General features: G+C 70.8%; 16 protein-coding genes. 10 read left to right on the top strand and 6 right to left on the bottom strand.

The window, feature by feature from the left end; all coding sequences use genetic code 11:
• The 4 genes from BJY16_RS40375 (at position 1) to BJY16_RS40360 (ending at position 2,794) form a co-directional block, all read left to right on the top strand.
• Positions 1 to 186, top strand: a complete 186-nt coding sequence (locus tag BJY16_RS40375) for a hypothetical protein (RefSeq protein ID WP_185044793.1) — start codon at positions 1 to 3, stop codon at positions 184 to 186.
• A gap of 189 nt (positions 187 to 375) precedes the next feature.
• Positions 376 to 1,308 carry a methionine ABC transporter ATP-binding protein gene (locus BJY16_RS40370; protein ID WP_203758796.1) on the top strand — a complete coding sequence of 311 codons (933 nt, stop codon included), beginning with the start codon at positions 376 to 378 and terminating at the stop codon, positions 1,306 to 1,308.
• On the top strand, positions 1,305 to 1,961 hold the full coding sequence (locus BJY16_RS40365) for a methionine ABC transporter permease (protein ID WP_185044791.1): 657 nt from the start codon (positions 1,305 to 1,307) through the stop codon (positions 1,959 to 1,961). The genes BJY16_RS40370 and BJY16_RS40365 overlap by 4 nt, the downstream gene beginning before the upstream one ends.
• 14 nt (positions 1,962 to 1,975) lie before the next feature.
• The gene (locus BJY16_RS40360) at positions 1,976 to 2,794 is read left to right on the top strand and encodes a MetQ/NlpA family ABC transporter substrate-binding protein (protein WP_185044790.1); all 819 of its coding nucleotides are present in this window, start codon (positions 1,976 to 1,978) and stop codon (positions 2,792 to 2,794) included.
• Between the two features lie 79 nt (positions 2,795 to 2,873).
• Here BJY16_RS40360 and ald read toward each other — a convergent pair whose 3' ends face one another.
• Positions 2,874 to 3,992, bottom strand: a complete 1,119-nt coding sequence (ald, locus tag BJY16_RS40355) for an alanine dehydrogenase (RefSeq protein WP_185044789.1) — start codon at positions 3,990 to 3,992, stop codon at positions 2,874 to 2,876.
• Between the two features lie 139 nt (positions 3,993 to 4,131).
• On the opposite strand from ald, the gene BJY16_RS40350 reads away from it, so the two are divergent.
• Complete coding sequence (locus tag BJY16_RS40350) at positions 4,132 to 4,599, top strand: Lrp/AsnC family transcriptional regulator (RefSeq protein WP_185044788.1); 468 nt, start codon at positions 4,132 to 4,134, stop codon at positions 4,597 to 4,599.
• An 849-nt stretch (positions 4,600 to 5,448) separates the two neighbouring features.
• Here the strand turns inward: BJY16_RS40350 and BJY16_RS40345 are convergent.
• The 5 genes from BJY16_RS40345 to BJY16_RS40325 all read right to left on the bottom strand — a co-directional run bounded on the left by BJY16_RS40345 (position 5,449) and on the right by BJY16_RS40325 (position 10,503).
• Entirely contained in the window at positions 5,449 to 6,042 is a 594-nt protein-coding gene (locus tag BJY16_RS40345; protein ID WP_311775349.1) for a hypothetical protein, read from the bottom strand.
• A 296-nt stretch (positions 6,043 to 6,338) separates the two neighbouring features.
• A complete protein-coding gene (locus BJY16_RS40340; protein ID WP_185044787.1) occupies positions 6,339 to 7,205 on the bottom strand; it encodes a carbohydrate ABC transporter permease in 867 nt (288 codons plus the stop codon).
• Positions 7,205 to 8,179 carry a carbohydrate ABC transporter permease gene (locus tag BJY16_RS40335; protein ID WP_185046902.1) on the bottom strand — a complete coding sequence of 325 codons (975 nt, stop codon included), beginning with the start codon at positions 8,177 to 8,179 and terminating at the stop codon, positions 7,205 to 7,207. The genes BJY16_RS40340 and BJY16_RS40335 overlap by 1 nt, the downstream gene beginning before the upstream one ends.
• A gap of 5 nt (positions 8,180 to 8,184) precedes the next feature.
• On the bottom strand, positions 8,185 to 9,468 hold the full coding sequence (locus BJY16_RS40330) for an ABC transporter substrate-binding protein (RefSeq protein ID WP_185044786.1): 1,284 nt from the start codon (positions 9,466 to 9,468) through the stop codon (positions 8,185 to 8,187).
• A gap of 9 nt (positions 9,469 to 9,477) precedes the next feature.
• Entirely contained in the window at positions 9,478 to 10,503 is a 1,026-nt protein-coding gene (locus tag BJY16_RS40325) for a LacI family DNA-binding transcriptional regulator (protein ID WP_185044785.1), read from the bottom strand.
• Positions 10,504 to 10,711: 208 nt separating this feature from the next.
• On the opposite strand from BJY16_RS40325, the gene BJY16_RS40320 reads away from it, so the two are divergent.
• The 5 genes from BJY16_RS40320 to BJY16_RS40300 are packed head-to-tail and all read left to right on the top strand — an operon-like array spanning position 10,712 to position 16,253.
• A complete protein-coding gene (locus BJY16_RS40320) occupies positions 10,712 to 12,010 on the top strand; it encodes a Gfo/Idh/MocA family protein (protein WP_185044784.1) in 1,299 nt (432 codons plus the stop codon).
• Positions 12,007 to 13,419, top strand: a complete 1,413-nt coding sequence (gene uxaC, locus BJY16_RS40315) for a glucuronate isomerase (RefSeq protein ID WP_185044783.1) — start codon at positions 12,007 to 12,009, stop codon at positions 13,417 to 13,419. The genes BJY16_RS40320 and uxaC overlap by 4 nt, the downstream gene beginning before the upstream one ends.
• The gene (locus tag BJY16_RS40310) at positions 13,416 to 14,867 is read left to right on the top strand and encodes a mannitol dehydrogenase family protein (protein WP_185044782.1); all 1,452 of its coding nucleotides are present in this window, start codon (positions 13,416 to 13,418) and stop codon (positions 14,865 to 14,867) included. The genes uxaC and BJY16_RS40310 overlap by 4 nt, the downstream gene beginning before the upstream one ends.
• Complete coding sequence (locus tag BJY16_RS40305; RefSeq protein WP_185044781.1) at positions 14,864 to 15,940, top strand: Gfo/Idh/MocA family protein; 1,077 nt, start codon at positions 14,864 to 14,866, stop codon at positions 15,938 to 15,940. The genes BJY16_RS40310 and BJY16_RS40305 overlap by 4 nt, the downstream gene beginning before the upstream one ends.
• The gene (locus BJY16_RS40300) at positions 15,918 to 16,253 is read left to right on the top strand and encodes a cupin domain-containing protein (RefSeq protein ID WP_185044780.1); all 336 of its coding nucleotides are present in this window, start codon (positions 15,918 to 15,920) and stop codon (positions 16,251 to 16,253) included. Before BJY16_RS40305 ends, BJY16_RS40300 begins: the two co-directional genes overlap by 23 nt.
• The last annotated feature ends 3 nt before the right edge of the window (positions 16,254 to 16,256 follow it).

The following is a 16,256-nucleotide window of genomic DNA, read 5'->3' as shown; positions in this document are numbered from 1 at the left end:
ATGGAGCCGGACCCGCTGCTCACCGCCAGCGACGCCGAGCAGGAGCGGATTGCCCGTTTCCGGGCGCTGCCGCCGCGCGTCCGGCCGGACGAGATGGTCGAGCTGACCGAGACCCGCAGCGCCCAGGGCCGCCCGGCCCCGGCGCTGAACGAGGACGAGCAGGCGCTCCGCTACGCCGCCGGCTAGGAAAGTTACAAGATCCGTGAGGGTCGTTACACCTGGTGGCCTCACCGGATCTTCACGGCTAACGTGGGCCGCACGGCAAAACCCATCGCTCCGATAGGTTTTGCGATCCGGATCACATTGCTTCACCAGGGTGTTTACGTGATTGAAATCAGCGGACTCCGAAAGACGTACCGCTCCCGATCGGGGTCCGTGACGGCGGTCGACGGGGTCGACCTGACCGTCGGCGCCGGCGAGGTCTACGGCGTGCTGGGCCGCAGCGGGGCCGGCAAGAGCACCCTGCTGCGCTGCGTCAACATGCTGGAGCGCCCGGACGCCGGCACGGTCACCGTGGACGGCGTCGAGCTGACCACGCTGCGCCGCCGAGACCTGCGCCTGGCCCGGCACCGGATCGGGATGATCCACCAGCACTTCGCGCTGCTCTCCTCGCGCACGGTGGCCGGCAACGTGGCGTTCGCGCTGGAGGTGACCGGGACGCCGCGCGCCGAGCGCCGGGCCCGGGTCGCCGAGCTGCTCGACCTGGTCGGGCTGAGCGAGCGCGCCGAGGCGTACCCGGCGCAGCTCTCCGGCGGTCAGAAACAGCGCGTCGGCATCGCCCGCGCGCTCGCCGCCCGGCCCAAGGTGCTGCTCTCCGACGAGGCCACCTCGGCGCTCGACCCGGAGACCACCGAGTCGATCCTGCGCCTGCTGCTCGACCTGAACCGGCGGCTCGGCCTGACCATCCTGCTGATCACCCACGAGATGACCGTGGTGAAACGGATCTGCACGTCCGCCGCGATCATGCGGGACGGCCGGTTCGTCGAGTCCGGGACGGTCGCCGAGCTGCTCCAGCGGCCCGGCTCCGAGCTGGCCCGGGACCTGTTCCCGCTGGACGCCCCGGCCGAGCTGCCCGGCGTCACGGTCGTCGACGTCACGGTCAGCGGCGCCGACGCGGACGCGCCGATCATCGCCGAGCTGGCCCGGCGGTTCGACACCGACGTACGCATCCTGAGCGGCTCGGTGGAGACGCTCGCCGCGACCCGCGCGGGTCGCTGGCGGCTCGCCCTGCCCGGCGGCCCGGAGCAGAACAGCGCGGCCCTGGAATTCCTGCGCAGCCGCGGCGCAGAGGTGGGGGTGGCGTCGTGACCTGGTCCGAAGTGTTCGAGCTGCTCGGCCCGGCGACCACCGAGACCCTCTACATGGTCGGGGTCTCCGCGCTGTTCACCGCGATCGGCGGCCTGCTGATCGGCGTGCTGTTCGTGCTCACCGAGCCGGGCGGCCTGCTGCCGGCCCGCCCGGTGAACGCGCTGCTCGGCCTGATCGTCAACCTCGGCCGCTCGATCCCGTTCCTGATCCTGATGGTCTCGATCACCCCGTTCACCCGGCTGGTCGCGGGCGTCAGCATCGGCACCGACGCGGCGATCGTCCCGCTCGTGGTCGGCGCCATCCCGTTCTTCGCCCGGATCGTCGAGACGGCGCTGCACGAGGTGCCCGGCGATGTGGTGGCCGCGGCCACCGCGATCGGCGCCGGCCGCGGCGCGATCGTCGGCAAGGTGCTGCTCCGCGAGGCGCTGCCCGCGCTGATCTCCGGCTTCACCATCACGATCATCGCGCTCACCGGGTACACCGCGATGGCCGGCACGGTCGGCGGCGGCGGCATCGGCGCGTTCGCCATCGACTACGGCTACAACCGCTTCGAGGGCAAGGCGATGCTCGCCGCGGTCGTCATCCTCCTGATCTTCGTTCAGCTCATCCAGATGGCGGGCGATCTGCTCGCCCGCCGGCTCTCCCACCGATAGAAAGGCATTACTCGATGCGCCGCCGTTCCCTCGCCGCCGTCCTGGCCGCCGCCTCCCTCGCCCTCGGGCTGGCCGCGTGCGGCTCCGACGACTCGAGCGATGCCAAGTCGGACACCCTCAAGGTCGGGGTCAGCCCGGTCCCGCACGCGGAGATCCTCCAGTACGTCAAGGACAACCTGGCCGCCAAGGAGGGCCTGAAGCTGGAGATCGTCACGTTCAACGACTACGTCCAGCCGAACGTCGCCCTCCAGGAGAAGCAGCTCGACGCCAACTACTTCCAGCACATCCCGTACCTGGACGAGGAGAAGGCGTCGAAGGGCTACAAGTTCACCGCGCTCAAGCCGGTGCACATCGAGCCGCTCGGCGTCTACTCCAAGAAGGTGAAGAACCTGGCCGACGTGCCCAGCGGCGGCCTGGTCGCGATCCCGAACGACCCGTCGAACTCGGGCCGCGCGCTGAACCTGCTCGCCAAGAACGGCCTGATCACCCTCAAGGACGGCGCCGGCGTCAAGGCGACCCAGAAGGACATCGCCACCAACCCGAAGAACCTGCAGTTCAAGACCCTCGAGGCGGCCCAGCTGCCGCGCAGCCTGGACGACACCGCGCTCTCGGTGATCAACGGCAACTACGCGATCGAGACCGGTCTGAAGCCGTCGACGGACGCGCTGGCGCTGGAGAGCGGCGACAACAACCCCTACGCCAACCTGGTGGTGGTCCGCGCCGGTGACGAGAGTGACGCGCGCATCGTCAAGCTGGAGACGCTGCTCCACTCCGCCGAGGTGAAGAAGTTCATCACCGACAAGTACCAGGGAAGTGTTCTCGCGGCGTTCTGATCGCCGGACTTCGCACGGCGAGATGAAGCGCGCCCTCCGTCGCTGAAGGCGAGGACGGAGGGCGCGCGGGTGCGTCGGGTCAGGCCGCGAGAACCGAGCTGACGGACTCGGTGGGGAGGCCGAGCGCTGAGCCGACGGAGTCGTTGGTGAGGATTCCGGCGTGCGTGTTCAGGCCCTGCGCGAGAGCCGGGTCGGTGCGGAGCGCCTCCTGCCAGCCCAGGTCGGCGAGGCGCAGCACGTACGGAAGGGTGGCGTTGGTCAGGGCGTAGGTCGAGGTGTTCGGGACCGCGCCGGGCATGTTCGCCACGCAGTAGAAGACCGAGCCGTGCACCTGGTAGACCGGGTCCTGGTGAGTGGTCGGGCGCGAGTCCTCGAAGCAGCCGCCCTGGTCGATCGCGATGTCGACGAGCACCGAGCCGGGCTTCATCCGCTTCACCAGGTCGTTGCTGACCAGCGTCGGGGCCTTCGCGCCGGGGACCAGCACCGCGCCGATCACCATGTCCGCCTCGAGCACCGACTGCTCGATCGCGTAGGTGCTGGAGACCAGCGTCTTGACCCGGCCGCCGAACTGCGCGTCCAACTGCCGCAGGCGCGGGATGCTCAGGTCCAGCACGGTCACCTCGGCGCCCAGGCCGAGCGCGATGGTCGCCGCGTTCGCGCCGGAGACGCCGCCGCCGATCACCGTGATCTTCGCCGGGGCGACCCCCGGCACGCCGCCCGGCAGCACGCCGCGGCCGCCGCTGTTGCGCATCAAGCTGTACGCGCCGACCTGCGGGGCGAGCCGCCCGGCCACCTCGGACATCGGGGCGAGCAGCGGCAGCGAGCCGTCGGCCAGCTGCACGGTCTCGTACGCGATCGCGGTGGTGCCGCTGTTCAGCAGCGCCTTGGTGCCCTCGGCGTCGGCGGCGAGGTGCAGGTAGGTGAAAACCACCTGGCCGGCGCGCAGCCGGTGGTACTCCTCGGCGATCGGCTCCTTGACCTTGAGGATCATGTCGGCGGCGTCCCAGACCGCGTCCGCGTCCGGCAGGATCCGGGCGCCGGCCGCCACGTAGTCGTCGTCACTGATGGCCGAGCCCACCCCGGCGCCGGTCTGCACGACGACCTCGTGCCCGTGACGCACGGCCTCCACCACACCCGCGGGCGTGATCGCCACCCGGTACTCGTGGTTCTTGACCTCTTTCGGCACACCGATGTGCATGGGTATTTCCTCTCGCTCGGCGTCCGGGGTGACGCGCGATGCCGCTAGAGTGGAACGATGTGCAGTGAGACGGCAAGTGCAGCGAAGAAGATTCTGTTCGCCGCAGCCGAGGGGAATTCCTTCGATTCGGCGGCGCGTGGTGACCGACCTGCCGAAGGATGTTCGAGGTCTGGATCACATCGATCTGGAGCTGCTGAGCCTGCTGCGCGCCGACGGCCGGATGCCGAACAACGCTCTCGCCGACCGGGTCGGCATCGCCCCGTCCACCTGCCTGACCCGGATCCGCCGGCTGCGCGAGATCGGCGCCATCCGCGGTTTCCACGCCGACGTCGACCCGGCCTGGATCGGCCGCCCGATCCAGGCGATGATCGCGGTCCGGATCCGCTCCGACGCCCGCGACGCGATCGGCAAGTTCGCCGAGTCGCTGGCCGGCATCCCCGCCGTCCGGGACGTCTACTTCGTCTCCGGCAACTACGACTTCCTGCTGCACGTCGCCGCGGCCGATGTCGAGGACCTCCGCGCGGTCATCACCGAACGCCTCAGCGGCACCCGCCTGATAGCCGGCACCGAAACCTACCTGATCTTCGAACACCGCCGCGGCGCCTGACGCGCGCGGTCCGCCGGCGGCTCACGGCTGTCCGTCGCTCCGCGATCCTCCGGTACGACATCACGTCGCCTCACGTTCCGTCGTGTCCCGTCACCTCGTGTCGCGTCGTGTCCCGTCGCGTCGCCTCGCGTCGCGTCGCGTCGTGTCGTGTCGTGTCGTGTCGCGTCGCGTCGTGTCGTGTCCCGTCGTGTCGCGTCGTGTCGCGTCGTGTCCCGTCGCGTCGCGTCGCGTCGTGTCTCGTCGCCTCGCGTCGCGTCGCGTCACGTCACGTCACGTCGCGTCACGTCGCGCCGCGCGGAGCGGGTGCCGGCGGGCCGGGACGGAGACGGCCGCCGTGGCGGGCGGGGTGGATAGGGCCGTTGTGGGCGGGGAGCTGAGGGAATGCGCACCGGTCTTCGCTGTTGCTCGGCGGAGTTGGGTCATCCGCTAAGTGGCCGGACCCACCTCCAAGGTTGCCGCTGGTGACCGCCATCACACCTAGGTCGGCCACCGTCGGCACAGCGGTAGATATCCGTTCAGCGCCGTCTGCTTCAGCGCGCAGTTCTGTGAGCGCACAGTTCTGTGAGCGCACAGTTCCTTCAGCGCTATCCACATTGGCCAGCTGTCCACAATCCCGCCGCGTGAGGTGCCGCTTCCGCGCCACACTGTCTTCGGGCGGCTCCCCCTGGGCGGGCGGGGTCTGGAGAGTGGCGGGACCGCCCGGGGCAACACCCGCGTTGACCAGCAGGTTCATCTCTGAGGTCGGGCGGGGGCCGGGGCGGGCGGGGTCTGGATAGTGGCGGCACCGCCCCGGGCAACACCCGCGGTGACCAGCAGGTTCATCCCTCAGGTCGGGCGGGGCCGGGGCGGTCAGCGGGCCAAACGGTTGGCGATCATGTGCAGGGCGAACAGGTGGAAGCCGATCACCAAGGGCAGGGTGACCGGGACCGCCAGGGTGAGGACCAGCGCGATCACGCCGGTGGCGGCCAGGGCGGTGGCGCATGTCGGGCGTTCCCAGGACCAGCGGGCGGCGGTGCGCCAGGGGAGTTCCGGGGAGCGGCCGAGGGCGACCACGGTGAGGGCGGCCACGCCGGACAGGTAGACCGCGGCTAGGACGGTGACCGCGAGCAGCGCGGGGCCGCCGGGGACCCAGCCGTTGCGGATCGCGGTCAGGTCGATCAGCAGTGCGACGGCGGCGAGCAGGGCCGGGAGGCCGGGCAGGATGCCGTGGACGTACTGGCGAAGCAGCGGGCGCCAGCTCGGCAACCGGCCGTCGCGGCAGCGGCCGTGCACGGCCGCCGAGCCGGTGGCCAGGGCGGCCGGGGCGGTGACCACGGGCAGGGCCAGGGCGGTCACGGCGAGGCCGATCAGGGCCAGGTCGGTTGCCAGGGCCAGCCGGTCCCGCCAGTCGATCCGAGCCGGCGGCGACTCCTCCACCGGCCAGTTCAGCCGAGCTTCCTGCACGCCGGAAGGGGACGACGGCTCCGGGCTGGGCGTCCGGGAAAGGGATGAGGGCTCCGGGCTGGGCGTCCGGGAAAGGGATGAGGGCTCCGGGCTGGGCGTCCGGGAAAGGGACGAGGGCTCCGGGCTGGGCGTTCCGGAAAGGGGCGGATCGTCCGCGCTGGGCGTGCTGGAAAGAGAAGAAAGGCACGCGGCGGGCGTACCGGAAAAGGAGTGTGGCCCGGGGGCGGGCGGGCCGGAAGTGGCCCGCCCGCCCGGGATGACGGTGGTGGGGAGCGGAAGCTCCCGGTGCGGGATGGTCATCCCTTCAGGCCTGTCGTGTTGATGCCTTCCACGAGCAGGCGCTGGAAGGCGACGAAGAACAGGAAGACCGGGGCGAGCGACAGCACCGACATGGCGAACATCGGGCCGACCGCGGACTGGCCGGTCGAGTCGATGAACAGCGTCAACGCCACCGGGGCGGTGTATTTCTCCAGGTCGGAGAGGTAGACCAGCTGGCGGAAGAAGTCGTTCCAGGTCCAGATGAAGGAGAAGATCGCGGTCGATACCAGAGCGGGGCGGGACAGCGGCAGGATCACGTGGCGGAAGACGCTGTACGCGCTGCAGCCGTCGATTTTCGCGGCGTCGTCGAGTTCGCGGGGAATGCCGCGCATGAACTGCACCATCAGGAAGACGAAGAACGCGTCGGTGGCCAGCAGGTGCGGCACGATCAGCGGCAGGTACGGCCACGGCCCGCCCACCCAGCCGAACGACTTGAACATCACGAACTGCGGCACGATCAGCACGTGGCTGGGCAGCAGCAGCGTGCCGATCATGACGGCGAACCACATGCCGCGCAGCCGGAACCGCAGCCGGGCGAAGGCATACGCGGCCAGCAGGCAGGAGACGCAGTTCGCCACCACGGTCAGCGTGGCCACCATGAAGCTGTTCAGGAAGAACCGGCCGAACCCGATGTCAAAGTGCGTCCACCCGTCCGGATAGTTGGCCGGCGTCGGGTCGTCCGGCAGCACCGAGACGTTGTTCAGCACCTCCTCCGGCGCCTTGAACGAGGTGCCGAGCATCCACACCAGCGGGTAGAGCACGATCGCGGTGAGCACGAGCAGGACGGCCGGCCGGATCAGCGAGCGGGGGTTGAACGGCCGGCGGGCGGCAGTCACGGCGACCATCAGTCGTCTCCGTCCGAGTAGTGGACCCAGAACCGGCCGGTGCGGAACAGCACCACGGTGACCAGGCCGATGGTGATGAGGAAGACCCAGGCCATCGCCGAGGCGTAGCCCATCTCGAAGTTCGCGAAGCCCTTCAGGTACAGCTGGAGCGTGTACATCAGGGTCGAGTCGACCGGGCCGCCGGTCCCGCCGGAGAGCACGAACGCCGAGGTGAAGCCCTGGAACCCGTGGATCGTCTCGAGCACCAGGTTGAAGAAGATCACCGGGGAGAGCATCGGCAGGGTGACGCTGAGGAACTTGCGCACCGAGCTCGCGCCGTCCACCTCGGCGGCCTCGTAGAGCTCGTTCGGCACCTGCTTCAGGCCGGCCAGGAAGATCACCATCGGGGCGCCGAACTGCCAGACGGCCAGCAGGATCAGCGTGCCGAGGGCGGTGGACGGGTCGTTCACCCAGGCCTTGCCCTCGATGCCGAACCAGCTCAGGAACGCGTTGAAGGCGCCGGACCGGTCGAAGATGCTGCGCCAGATCATCGCCACCGCGACGCTGCCGCCGAGCAGCGACGGCAGGTAGAACAGGCCGCGGAACAGCCCGGCGCCGCGGAACGACCGGTTCAGCAGCATCGCCACGCCGAGCGCCGCGCCCAGCTTGAGCGGGGTGCCGATCAGCGCGAAGACCAGCGTCACCCGGACCGCGTGCCAGAAGGCCGGGTCGTCGGTGAACATCTTCCGGTAGTTGTCCAGGCCGACCCAGTCCGCCTCGGAGAACGAGCTGAGCACGTCGTAGTTGGTGAAGCTCAGGTAGAGCGACAGCAGCATCGGGATCGCGGTGACCGCGGCCAGCCCAAGCAGCCAGGGGGAGAGGAAGACGTATCCGGCGCGCCCGTCGTCCTGGTGCCGGGCGGGCCGGCCCCGCCGCTGGGAAGCGGCGGGACCGGACTGCGGCCGGTGGGCGGGCGGCCGGGTGCTGACTGCCACGTTGCTCACCCGGCCACCGCGGCCTGGGCGGCGGCGAAGAACTGCTCGGCGGCCTTGTCCGGGGTGGCGGTGCCGAACTGGGCGGCCTCGGCGGCCTTGATCAGCTCGCTCTTGACCGTGCTGTGGCCCTTCGGCGGCACGCTCGGCGCCGGGCCGAACTTCTTGACCAGCTCGTCCTCGAGGGCGATCGAGGCCTTCATCGCCGGGTCGGTGACGGTCGCGGCGACCGCGGTGCGGTTGTCCAGGTTGGACGGCAGGCCGCGGTCGGTGCCGAGGATCTTGGCGGCCTCCGGGTCGTTGGCCAGGAAGTTGATCACGTCGACCGCCTTGTCCTTGTCCTTGCTGCCGCGGTAGACGGAGAAGTACATCGAGGCGCGGGCCCACTGCGCGGACGGGTCACCCGGGTACGCCACCACGGCGAGCTCGTCCTTGGTGTTCTTCTGGATGTCCGGCATCTGGTTGGCCCACACCCACGAGGTGAGCGCCTTGTTGGTCACCACCAGCTGCTTGGTGATGTCGGTGGCGTTGCCCTCGTGGATCACGTCCGCGGTCGGGGTGGCCTTGGTGTCGCGGGCGCCCTTCCACAGCTCGAACCACTTCTGCACGTCGTCCTTGGTGAACGCGAGCTGGTTGCCGTTGTAGAGGTCCTTGCCGTTCTGCCGCAGCCACACCCAGAACGCCTTGTAGTCGGCGCTCGGGTCCTGGGTGCCGGGGATCTTGGTGGCCGCGCCGGCCTTCTGCGCCCAGGTGATGAAGTCGGCCCAGCTGATGCCGGTCTTCGGCAGCTCCTGCTTGGCCGCCTCCAGCTTGGTCTTGTTGAAGACCAGGCCCTGGGTGTTCTCGCCCATCGCCAGGCCGGCCAGCTTGTTGTCGACCACCCCGTACTTCCACAGGCCCTCGGGGAACTTCGACACGTCGACCTTGCCGGAGTCCTTGTACGAGGTCAGGTCCAAGGTGACGTTGCGGGTCGCGTACTCGGCCAGGTAGTTGTCGTCGATCTGGAAGATGTCCGGGGCGTCCGAGCCGGCGGTCAGCGTGGCCAGCTTGTCGAAGTAGCCCTGGTTCGCCTGCCAGGTCGTCTTGAACGTGACATCCGGGTGCTTCTGCGTGTACAGCGCCAGGGCCTGCTCGGTGAGCTTGGCCCGGGCCTCGCCGCCCCACCAGAAGAAGGTGAGTTCGGTCTTGCCGTCGCTGCTGGAATTGTCGTCGCCGCCACAGGCGCCGAGCAGCGCGAGCGGGAGCGCGATCACGGCGGCCATCAGGCCACGCATCAAACGGGGTGCGGTCATGGGGGTGGGTCACTCCTTGGCGTATGCGGCGACCTGAGCGGTGGTCGCGCCGGCCGGGGCGTACGGCCCGGGCCCGGTGGAGTTGCGGATGACCAGATCGGTCCGGAGGGTGACCTGTCCGGTGGCGCCGTCGTCGCCCTGTTGAAGCAGCATGTCGACGGCGGCGCGCCCGGCGGCCGCGGTCGGGTTCGCCACGGTGGTGAGCGTGGGCCGGACCAGCGCGCTGGTCGCGATGTCGTCGAAACCGACGACGCTGATCCGGTCGGGAACGGCGACGCCGCGGTCCTGCAACGACTGGAGCAGGCCGATGGCCATCAGGTCGTTGTAGGCGAGCACTGCGGTGGCGCCGGTGGCGAGCACCGCCTCGGCCGCGTCCGCGCCGGCCGCGGAGACCGGCTGGTGCGGGCCGAGAACGGTGAGTTCCGCTCCGCCGGCCCGGGCGGCGACCCCGGCGGCTCGGCGGATCTCCCGGTTGGTCCACGACCCGCGCGGACCGGACAGGTAGACGAGGTGGCGGTGGCCCAGGTCGACGAGATGGCGTACGGCCGAGCGTGCGCCCGTGCCGACGTCCATCACCACCGCCGGAAGCCCGTCGATCAAGCGGTTCACGACGACCAGCGGCACCTCGCGGCGCATCAGCTCTATCTGGTCGTCGCTCATCCGGGGACTGCAGAGCAGGATCCCGTCGACCTGCTTGGCCAAGGCCCGGACGAGGTCGGTCTCGACGACCGGGTCCTCGTCGGTGTCGGCGACGAAGACGTGGTAGTCGCGCCGCCGGGCGTGGGTCTCGGCCGCCTTGATCATGGGCGGGAAGAAGGGGTTGGCGATGTCGGCCACGATCAGGCCGATGTTGTGGGTCCGTCCGGTGATGAGCGCCCGGGCGGCCCGGTTCGGGCGGTAGCCCAGTTCCTCCGCGGTGGCCAGCACCCGCGTCCGTGTCTCGGGGTTGACCAGGTGCGGCGCCGAGAAGGTGCGCGACACCGTGGAGATGTGCACTCCGGACGCCTTGGCGACGTCCCGGATGGTCACGGCCACGATGCCCTCCCCGGCGGAATGTGATCCGGCTCTCTCTGGTGCAGCCATTAATGCAAACGGTTGCGGCGGTGTCAACGCCCTTCGATGTCGATCGTGTTGCCGTCAGTCACTTCAAGCGTGATAAAACCGGACATTTATGGTACGTCCATTGACTTGGATCGTCATCTGATCCCTAATCTGTTGCAAACGTTTGCCGAATGGAGGCGCCTTGACTCGCTACGCCCTCGTGGGGGCCGGCGCCCGGGCCGGGATGTTCATCCGGGCGCTCACCACCGACCACGCCGACGTCGCGGAGTTGGTCGCCCTGGCCGACACCAACCCGGCCCGGCCGGCCGTGTACAAGAAGCGACATGACCTCGACATACCGACTTATCCCGTCGAGGACTTCACCGAGATGCTCAAGCGGGAACGCGTCGACGTGGTGATAGTCACCACCGTCGATCGATTTCACGAGCGCTATCTGGTGGCGGCCATGGAGGCGGGCTGCGATGCGATCACCGAGAAGCCGATGACGGTGGACGCCGCGTCCTGCCGCCGGATCCTGCAGACCCAGCGAAGAACCGGCCGCGACGTCCGGGTCACCTTCAACTACCGCTACAACCCTTTGCACGAGGCGGTCAAGAAGGAGCTCCACCAGATCGGGGAGATCGGCTCGGTGCACTTCGAGTGGCTGCTCGACATCCGGCACGGCGCCGACTACTTCCGCCGCTGGCACCGCGACAAGGCGAACTCCGGCGGCCTGCTGGTGCACAAGGCTGGCCACCACTTCGACCTGGTCAACTGGTGGCTGGACGACGCCCCCTCGCAGGTCTTCGCGGCGGGACGGCTGTTCTTCTACGGCCAGCAGGGCCGCCGGCACGGTTACGCCCGCGACTACGACCGCGCGCACGGCGCCGCCGCCGCGGAGGGTGACCCGTTCGCCCTGCGGATGGCCGACGAGCCGGCGATGCGCGAGCTGTATCTGGAGGCCGAGCAGCACGACGGGTACCACCGCGACCGGAACGTCTTCGGGCCCGGCGTGACCATCGAGGACGACATGGCCGTCCTGGTCCGCTACGCCCGGGGCGCCTCGATGAGCTACCACCTCACCGCGTACGCCCCGTGGGAGGGCTACCGGGTGATGTTCAACGGCAGCCGGGGCCGCCTGGAGCTGGAGGTGGTCGAGACCGACCACGTCGCGCCGGCCGCGGCCGCCGGGGTCAAGGGCGAGCCCGGCTCGCTGTCCGACGCCGAGCAGGGAAGCCGCAGGCTGCTGCTCCGGCCGTTCTGGGCGCCGCCGCGTGAGATCACTGTGGACGGGTACTCCCGGCAGGGGCACGGTGGGGCTGATGTGCGCATGCTCGCCGACCTGATCCGGCCGGACGCGCCCCCCGACCCGCTCGGGCGCACCGCGAACGCCGTGGACGGCGCCCGAGCCCTGCTCACCGGCCTGGCCGCCAACGAAAGCCTGGCAACCGGACAGGCCGTCAACGTGCACGACCTCCTAGATCTTGAGGAGATCAGGTGACTCTGTTCCCCGCCGAGGCAACCCAGCGAGAGATCGCCCGTGAGCTGTACGCCCACGCCCGCGACCTGCCGCTGATCAGCCCGCACGGCCACGTCGACCCGGCGCTGCTGGCCGACGACGAGCCGTTCCCCGACCCGGCCCGGCTGTTCGTGGTGCCCGACCACTACGTCACCCGGATGCTGGCTAGCCAGGGCATCCCACCGGCCCGGCTGGGCGTGCCGAGCATCGACGGCAGCGAGGTGGAGACCGACGGCCGAGCCATCTGGCGGCTGCTGGCCGCGAACTGGCACCTCTTCCGCGGCACCCCGTCCCGGCTCTGGATCGAGAAGGTGTTCGCCGAGGTCTTCTCGATCAAGAAGGCTTTCGGTACGGCCACCGCCGACGAGATCTACGACGAGTTGTCCGACCGTCTCGCCGAGCCGGAGTTCCGCCCCCGGGCGCTGTTCACCCGGTTCAACATCGAGGTGCTGGCCACCACCGAGAGCCCGATCGACGACCTCTCCGCGCACGCCAAGCTCGCCGCCGACGGCTGGGGCGGGCCGGGCGGCCGGGTGATCACCACGTTCCGCCCGGACAACCTGGTCGACATGGAGTGGGCCGGCTGGGCGGAACGCGTCGCGGCGCTCGGCGAGCTGACCGGGCAGGACGTCGGGACGTACCCCGGCTTCCTGGCCGCGCTGCGGTCCCGCCGCGAGCTGTTCATCGCGGCCGGCGCGACCAGCTCCGACCACGGCCACCCGACCGCCGCCACCGCCGATCTCACCGACGCCGAGGCGGCCGTGCTCTACCGCAAGGGCCTCGGCGGCGCGACCGACGCCCGGGACGCCGAGACGTTCCGGGCGCACATGCTGGTCGAGTTCGCCAGGATGTCCCTGGACGACGGCTTGGTCATGCAGCTGCACCCGGGCTCGGTGCGCAACCACAACACGGCCCTGTACGCCCGGCACGGCCGGGACGTCGGCGGCGACATCCCGTCGGCGACCGAGTACGTCCAGGCGCTCCGCCCGCTGCTCGACCGGTACGGCGACGACCCCCGCCTGCGGATCGTGCTCTACACCCTGGACGAGACCGCGTTCACCCGGGAGCTCGCCCCGCTGGCCGGCGGTTACGCCGCCCTCTACCTGGGCGCGCCCTGGTGGTTCCTGGACAGCCCGGAGGGGCTGCGCCGGTTCCGGGAGACGGTCACCGAGACGGCCGGCTTCTACAACACCGCCGGCTTCGTCGACGACACCCGCGCCTTCTGCTCCATCCCGGCCCGGCACGACGTGGCCCGCCGGGTCGACGCCGGGTTCCTCGCCCGGCTGGTCGCCGAGGGCCGGCTGCCGCTCGACGAGGCCGCCGAGACCATCGCCGACCTGGCCTACCACCTGCCGAAGAAGGTCTTCCGGCTGGACGGGCCGGCGGCATGACGGTGACCACCACACTCGGCGCCGCCGCGCTGCCCGGGCTCGCGCCCGAGTGCCGCCCCGCGGTGCGTCCCGGCGACGTCCGGGCCGGCATCCTGCACCTCGGGCTCGGCGCGTTCCACCGGGCCCACCAGGCCGTCTACACCGAGGCGGCGGTCGCGGCCAGCGGCGGCGACTGGGGGATCGTCGGCGTCGCGCCGCGCTCCCGGGAAATCCTCGACAAGCTGCGCGCGCAGGACCGGCTCTACAGCGTGCTGACCGTCGGCGGCGGGCCGGACCACGCCCGCGCGGTCGGGATCATGGCCGGGCTCGGGCACGTCGCCGGGGACCCGCACGGGGTGCTCGCGGCGATCGCCGACCCGGGGATCCGGATCGTGTCGCTGACCGTGACGGAGAAGGCGTACCGGCTCGGACCGGACGGGAGACTGCTGCTCGACGACGAGCTGCGGGCCGAGCTGACCGGGGCGCGGCCGCCGGTCAGCGTGCCCGCGCTGCTGGCCCGGGCGCTGCTCGTCCGCGAGGCCCCGCTGACCGTGCTGTGCTGCGACAACCTGCAGGGCAACGGGCCGCGGATCCGCGGGATGGTGGAGCAGGCCCTCGAGGTGGCCGGCGCGGAGCTGCCCGCCGGGGTGGAGTTCCCGGCCACCATGGTGGACCGGATCGTGCCGGCGACCAGCGCGGACCACATCCGGCGGGCGGCCGCCGCGCTCGGCGTCGAGGACAGCGTCCCGGTCGTGGCCGAGCCGTTCCACCAGTGGGTGATCGAGGACCGGTTCCCCGGCGGGCGGCCGGACTGGGGCGCGGCCGGCGCGATCATGACCACCGAGGTGGGGTCCTGGGAGCTGCTCAAACTGCGGGCGCTGAACTCGGTGCACTCGGCCTGCGCGTACCTCGGGGCGCTCGCCGGCCGCGAGATGATCTCCGACGCGCTGGAGCTGCCCGGGATGGGAACCTTCCTGCGGCGTTTCCTGGACGAGGACATCTCGCCGACGATCGATCCGCCGCCCGGCGTGACCGTTCTGCAGTACGGCGAGACGGCGCTGGAGCGCTTCGCGAACCGGGAGCTGGGCCACCGGACGCATCAGGTGGCGATGGACGGGACGCAGAAGCTGCCGCACCGGCTGCTCGGCACCATCGCCGACCGGCGCCGGGCCGGGGCGATGCCGGTGTGGGCGGCACTGGTGCTGGCCGGCTGGATGCGCTTCGCCCGCGGGTGTGCCGACGACGGGTCCGCGCTGCCGCTCGACGACCCGCTCGCCGCCCGGCTGAGGCAGGTTGTCTCCGAGCGACCGGACACGGCGGAGGGGCTGGTCGAGGCGCTCCTCGGGGTCACCGAGGTGTTCCCGGCGGCGTTGGCCCATGACGCCGGCCTGCGGGCCGAGCTGATCCGCTGGGTCGGCGAGCTGGACCGGCACGGGGCGGCGGCGACCATCGCGGCGGCCGGCCGATGACCCCCCGGGTGGCGCTGATCGGCGCGGGCGGCCACGGGCACTCGCACCGTCGTACGCTGAAAGATCTTGCTGGTCGTGGCCTCCTGGAGATCGCGGCGCTCTGCGACCGCAACGCGGTCGAACCCGAACCGGGGGTGCCGTTCTTCGACGACCACCGGGCGATGCTCACCGCGGCCGGTCCGGACGCGGTGATCATCTGTACGCCGCCGCACACCCATCTCCCGCTCGCGCTGGACTGCCTGGCCGCCGGGGCCGACCTGCTCCTGGAGAAGCCGCCGGTGGTCTCCCTGGCCGAGCACGAGACCCTCGCGGCGGCGGTCCGGGACAGCGGGCGGCGCTGCCAGGTGGGGTTCCAGGCGCTGGGTTCGGCGGCGCTCGCCACCTTCCAGGCGGCGGTGTCCGATGCGGAACACGTGTCGGCGGCCGGCGCCTGGTGGCGGCCGGACAGCTACTACCGGCGGGCGCCGTGGGCCGGCCGGCAGGCGGCCTTCGACGGGGCGCTGGTCAACCCGTTCGCGCACGCGCTGATGCAGGCGCTGGCGGTGGCGGACGGGTTCGAGCCGGTGACGATGGAGCTGGAGCGGTACCGGACCCGGGACATCCAGACCGACGACACCACGTTCCTGCGGCTGAGCGGGGTCGACGGCCGGACGATCACCATCGCGGTGACGCTCGCGTCGGCGATGTTCGTCGCGGGCGAGATCCGGGCCGGCGAGAACGTCCTGGAATACCCGACGGATCGCGTGCGGCTCGCCGACGACCCAGCATTTCGCGAAATACCGGGACGAGCCGGGCTCCTGGGCAACCTGCTCAGCGGCGATCCGCTGATCGTCCCGCTGGACCGGACCCGGACCTTCACCGCGGTCGCCGAGGCGATCGTGGCGTCCCCGCCGCCGGCGCTGATCGGCGCGACAGAACCCCATCCCGACGGCGGCGGCCGGATCCTGCCCGGCGCCGACGCACTCGTCCGGCAGGTCGCCGCCACCGGCCTCCTGCCGTCCGAGATGGACCTCCCCTGGGCGGTCCCGCCGCAGAAAGGAACCCTCGCCCATGCGCAAGCTGACCGTGGCTGACCTGGAGGACCACCACCGGGGAGCCACCTTCACCAGCGTCCTGCCCGGTCACGTCGTACAGAAAGGCGGTTTCCGGGTCTATGCCCAGCCCGGCTTCCGCACCCACGACGAGCCCGGCCGGCACGTGCACACCGTTCCCGAGGTCTTCGTCATCGTGCAGGGCAGCGGCGCCATCGAGATCGAGGGCGCCGAGGTCGATCAGTTCTCCGCCGGTGACGTCGTGGTGTTCGAACCGGGCGAGGACCATCACCTGATCAGCCGGGGCGCCGATCCGCTGGTCTTCACCTGGATGCATCTGGAACCCGTTCCCTGAATC

The sequence above is a fragment of the Actinoplanes octamycinicus genome, assembly GCF_014205225.1.
In the GTDB taxonomy this organism is placed as follows: domain Bacteria; phylum Actinomycetota; class Actinomycetes; order Mycobacteriales; family Micromonosporaceae; genus Actinoplanes; species Actinoplanes octamycinicus.
The sequence above is the reverse complement of the archived record's forward strand: the minus strand, read 5'-3'. Positions and strand labels throughout refer to the sequence as shown.

Excerpts from the sequence above, each read along its gene's own strand:
- BJY16_RS40310 (WP_185044782.1), top strand. The coding sequence starts at position 13,416 with ATGACGGTGACCACCACACTCGGCGCCGCCGCGCTGCCCGGGCTCGCG.
- BJY16_RS40360 (WP_185044790.1), top strand. The coding sequence starts at position 1,976 with ATGCGCCGCCGTTCCCTCGCCGCCGTCCTGGCCGCCGCCTCCCTCGCC.
- BJY16_RS40340 (WP_185044787.1), bottom strand. The coding sequence starts at position 7,205 with ATGGTCGCCGTGACTGCCGCCCGCCGGCCGTTCAACCCCCGCTCGCTG.
- BJY16_RS40300 (WP_185044780.1), top strand. The coding sequence starts at position 15,918 with ATGCGCAAGCTGACCGTGGCTGACCTGGAGGACCACCACCGGGGAGCC.
- BJY16_RS40330 (WP_185044786.1), bottom strand. The coding sequence starts at position 9,468 with ATGACCGCACCCCGTTTGATGCGTGGCCTGATGGCCGCCGTGATCGCG.
- ald (WP_185044789.1), bottom strand. The coding sequence starts at position 3,992 with ATGCACATCGGTGTGCCGAAAGAGGTCAAGAACCACGAGTACCGGGTG.
- BJY16_RS40375 (WP_185044793.1), top strand. The coding sequence starts at position 1 with ATGGAGCCGGACCCGCTGCTCACCGCCAGCGACGCCGAGCAGGAGCGG.
- BJY16_RS40305 (WP_185044781.1), top strand. The coding sequence starts at position 14,864 with ATGACCCCCCGGGTGGCGCTGATCGGCGCGGGCGGCCACGGGCACTCG.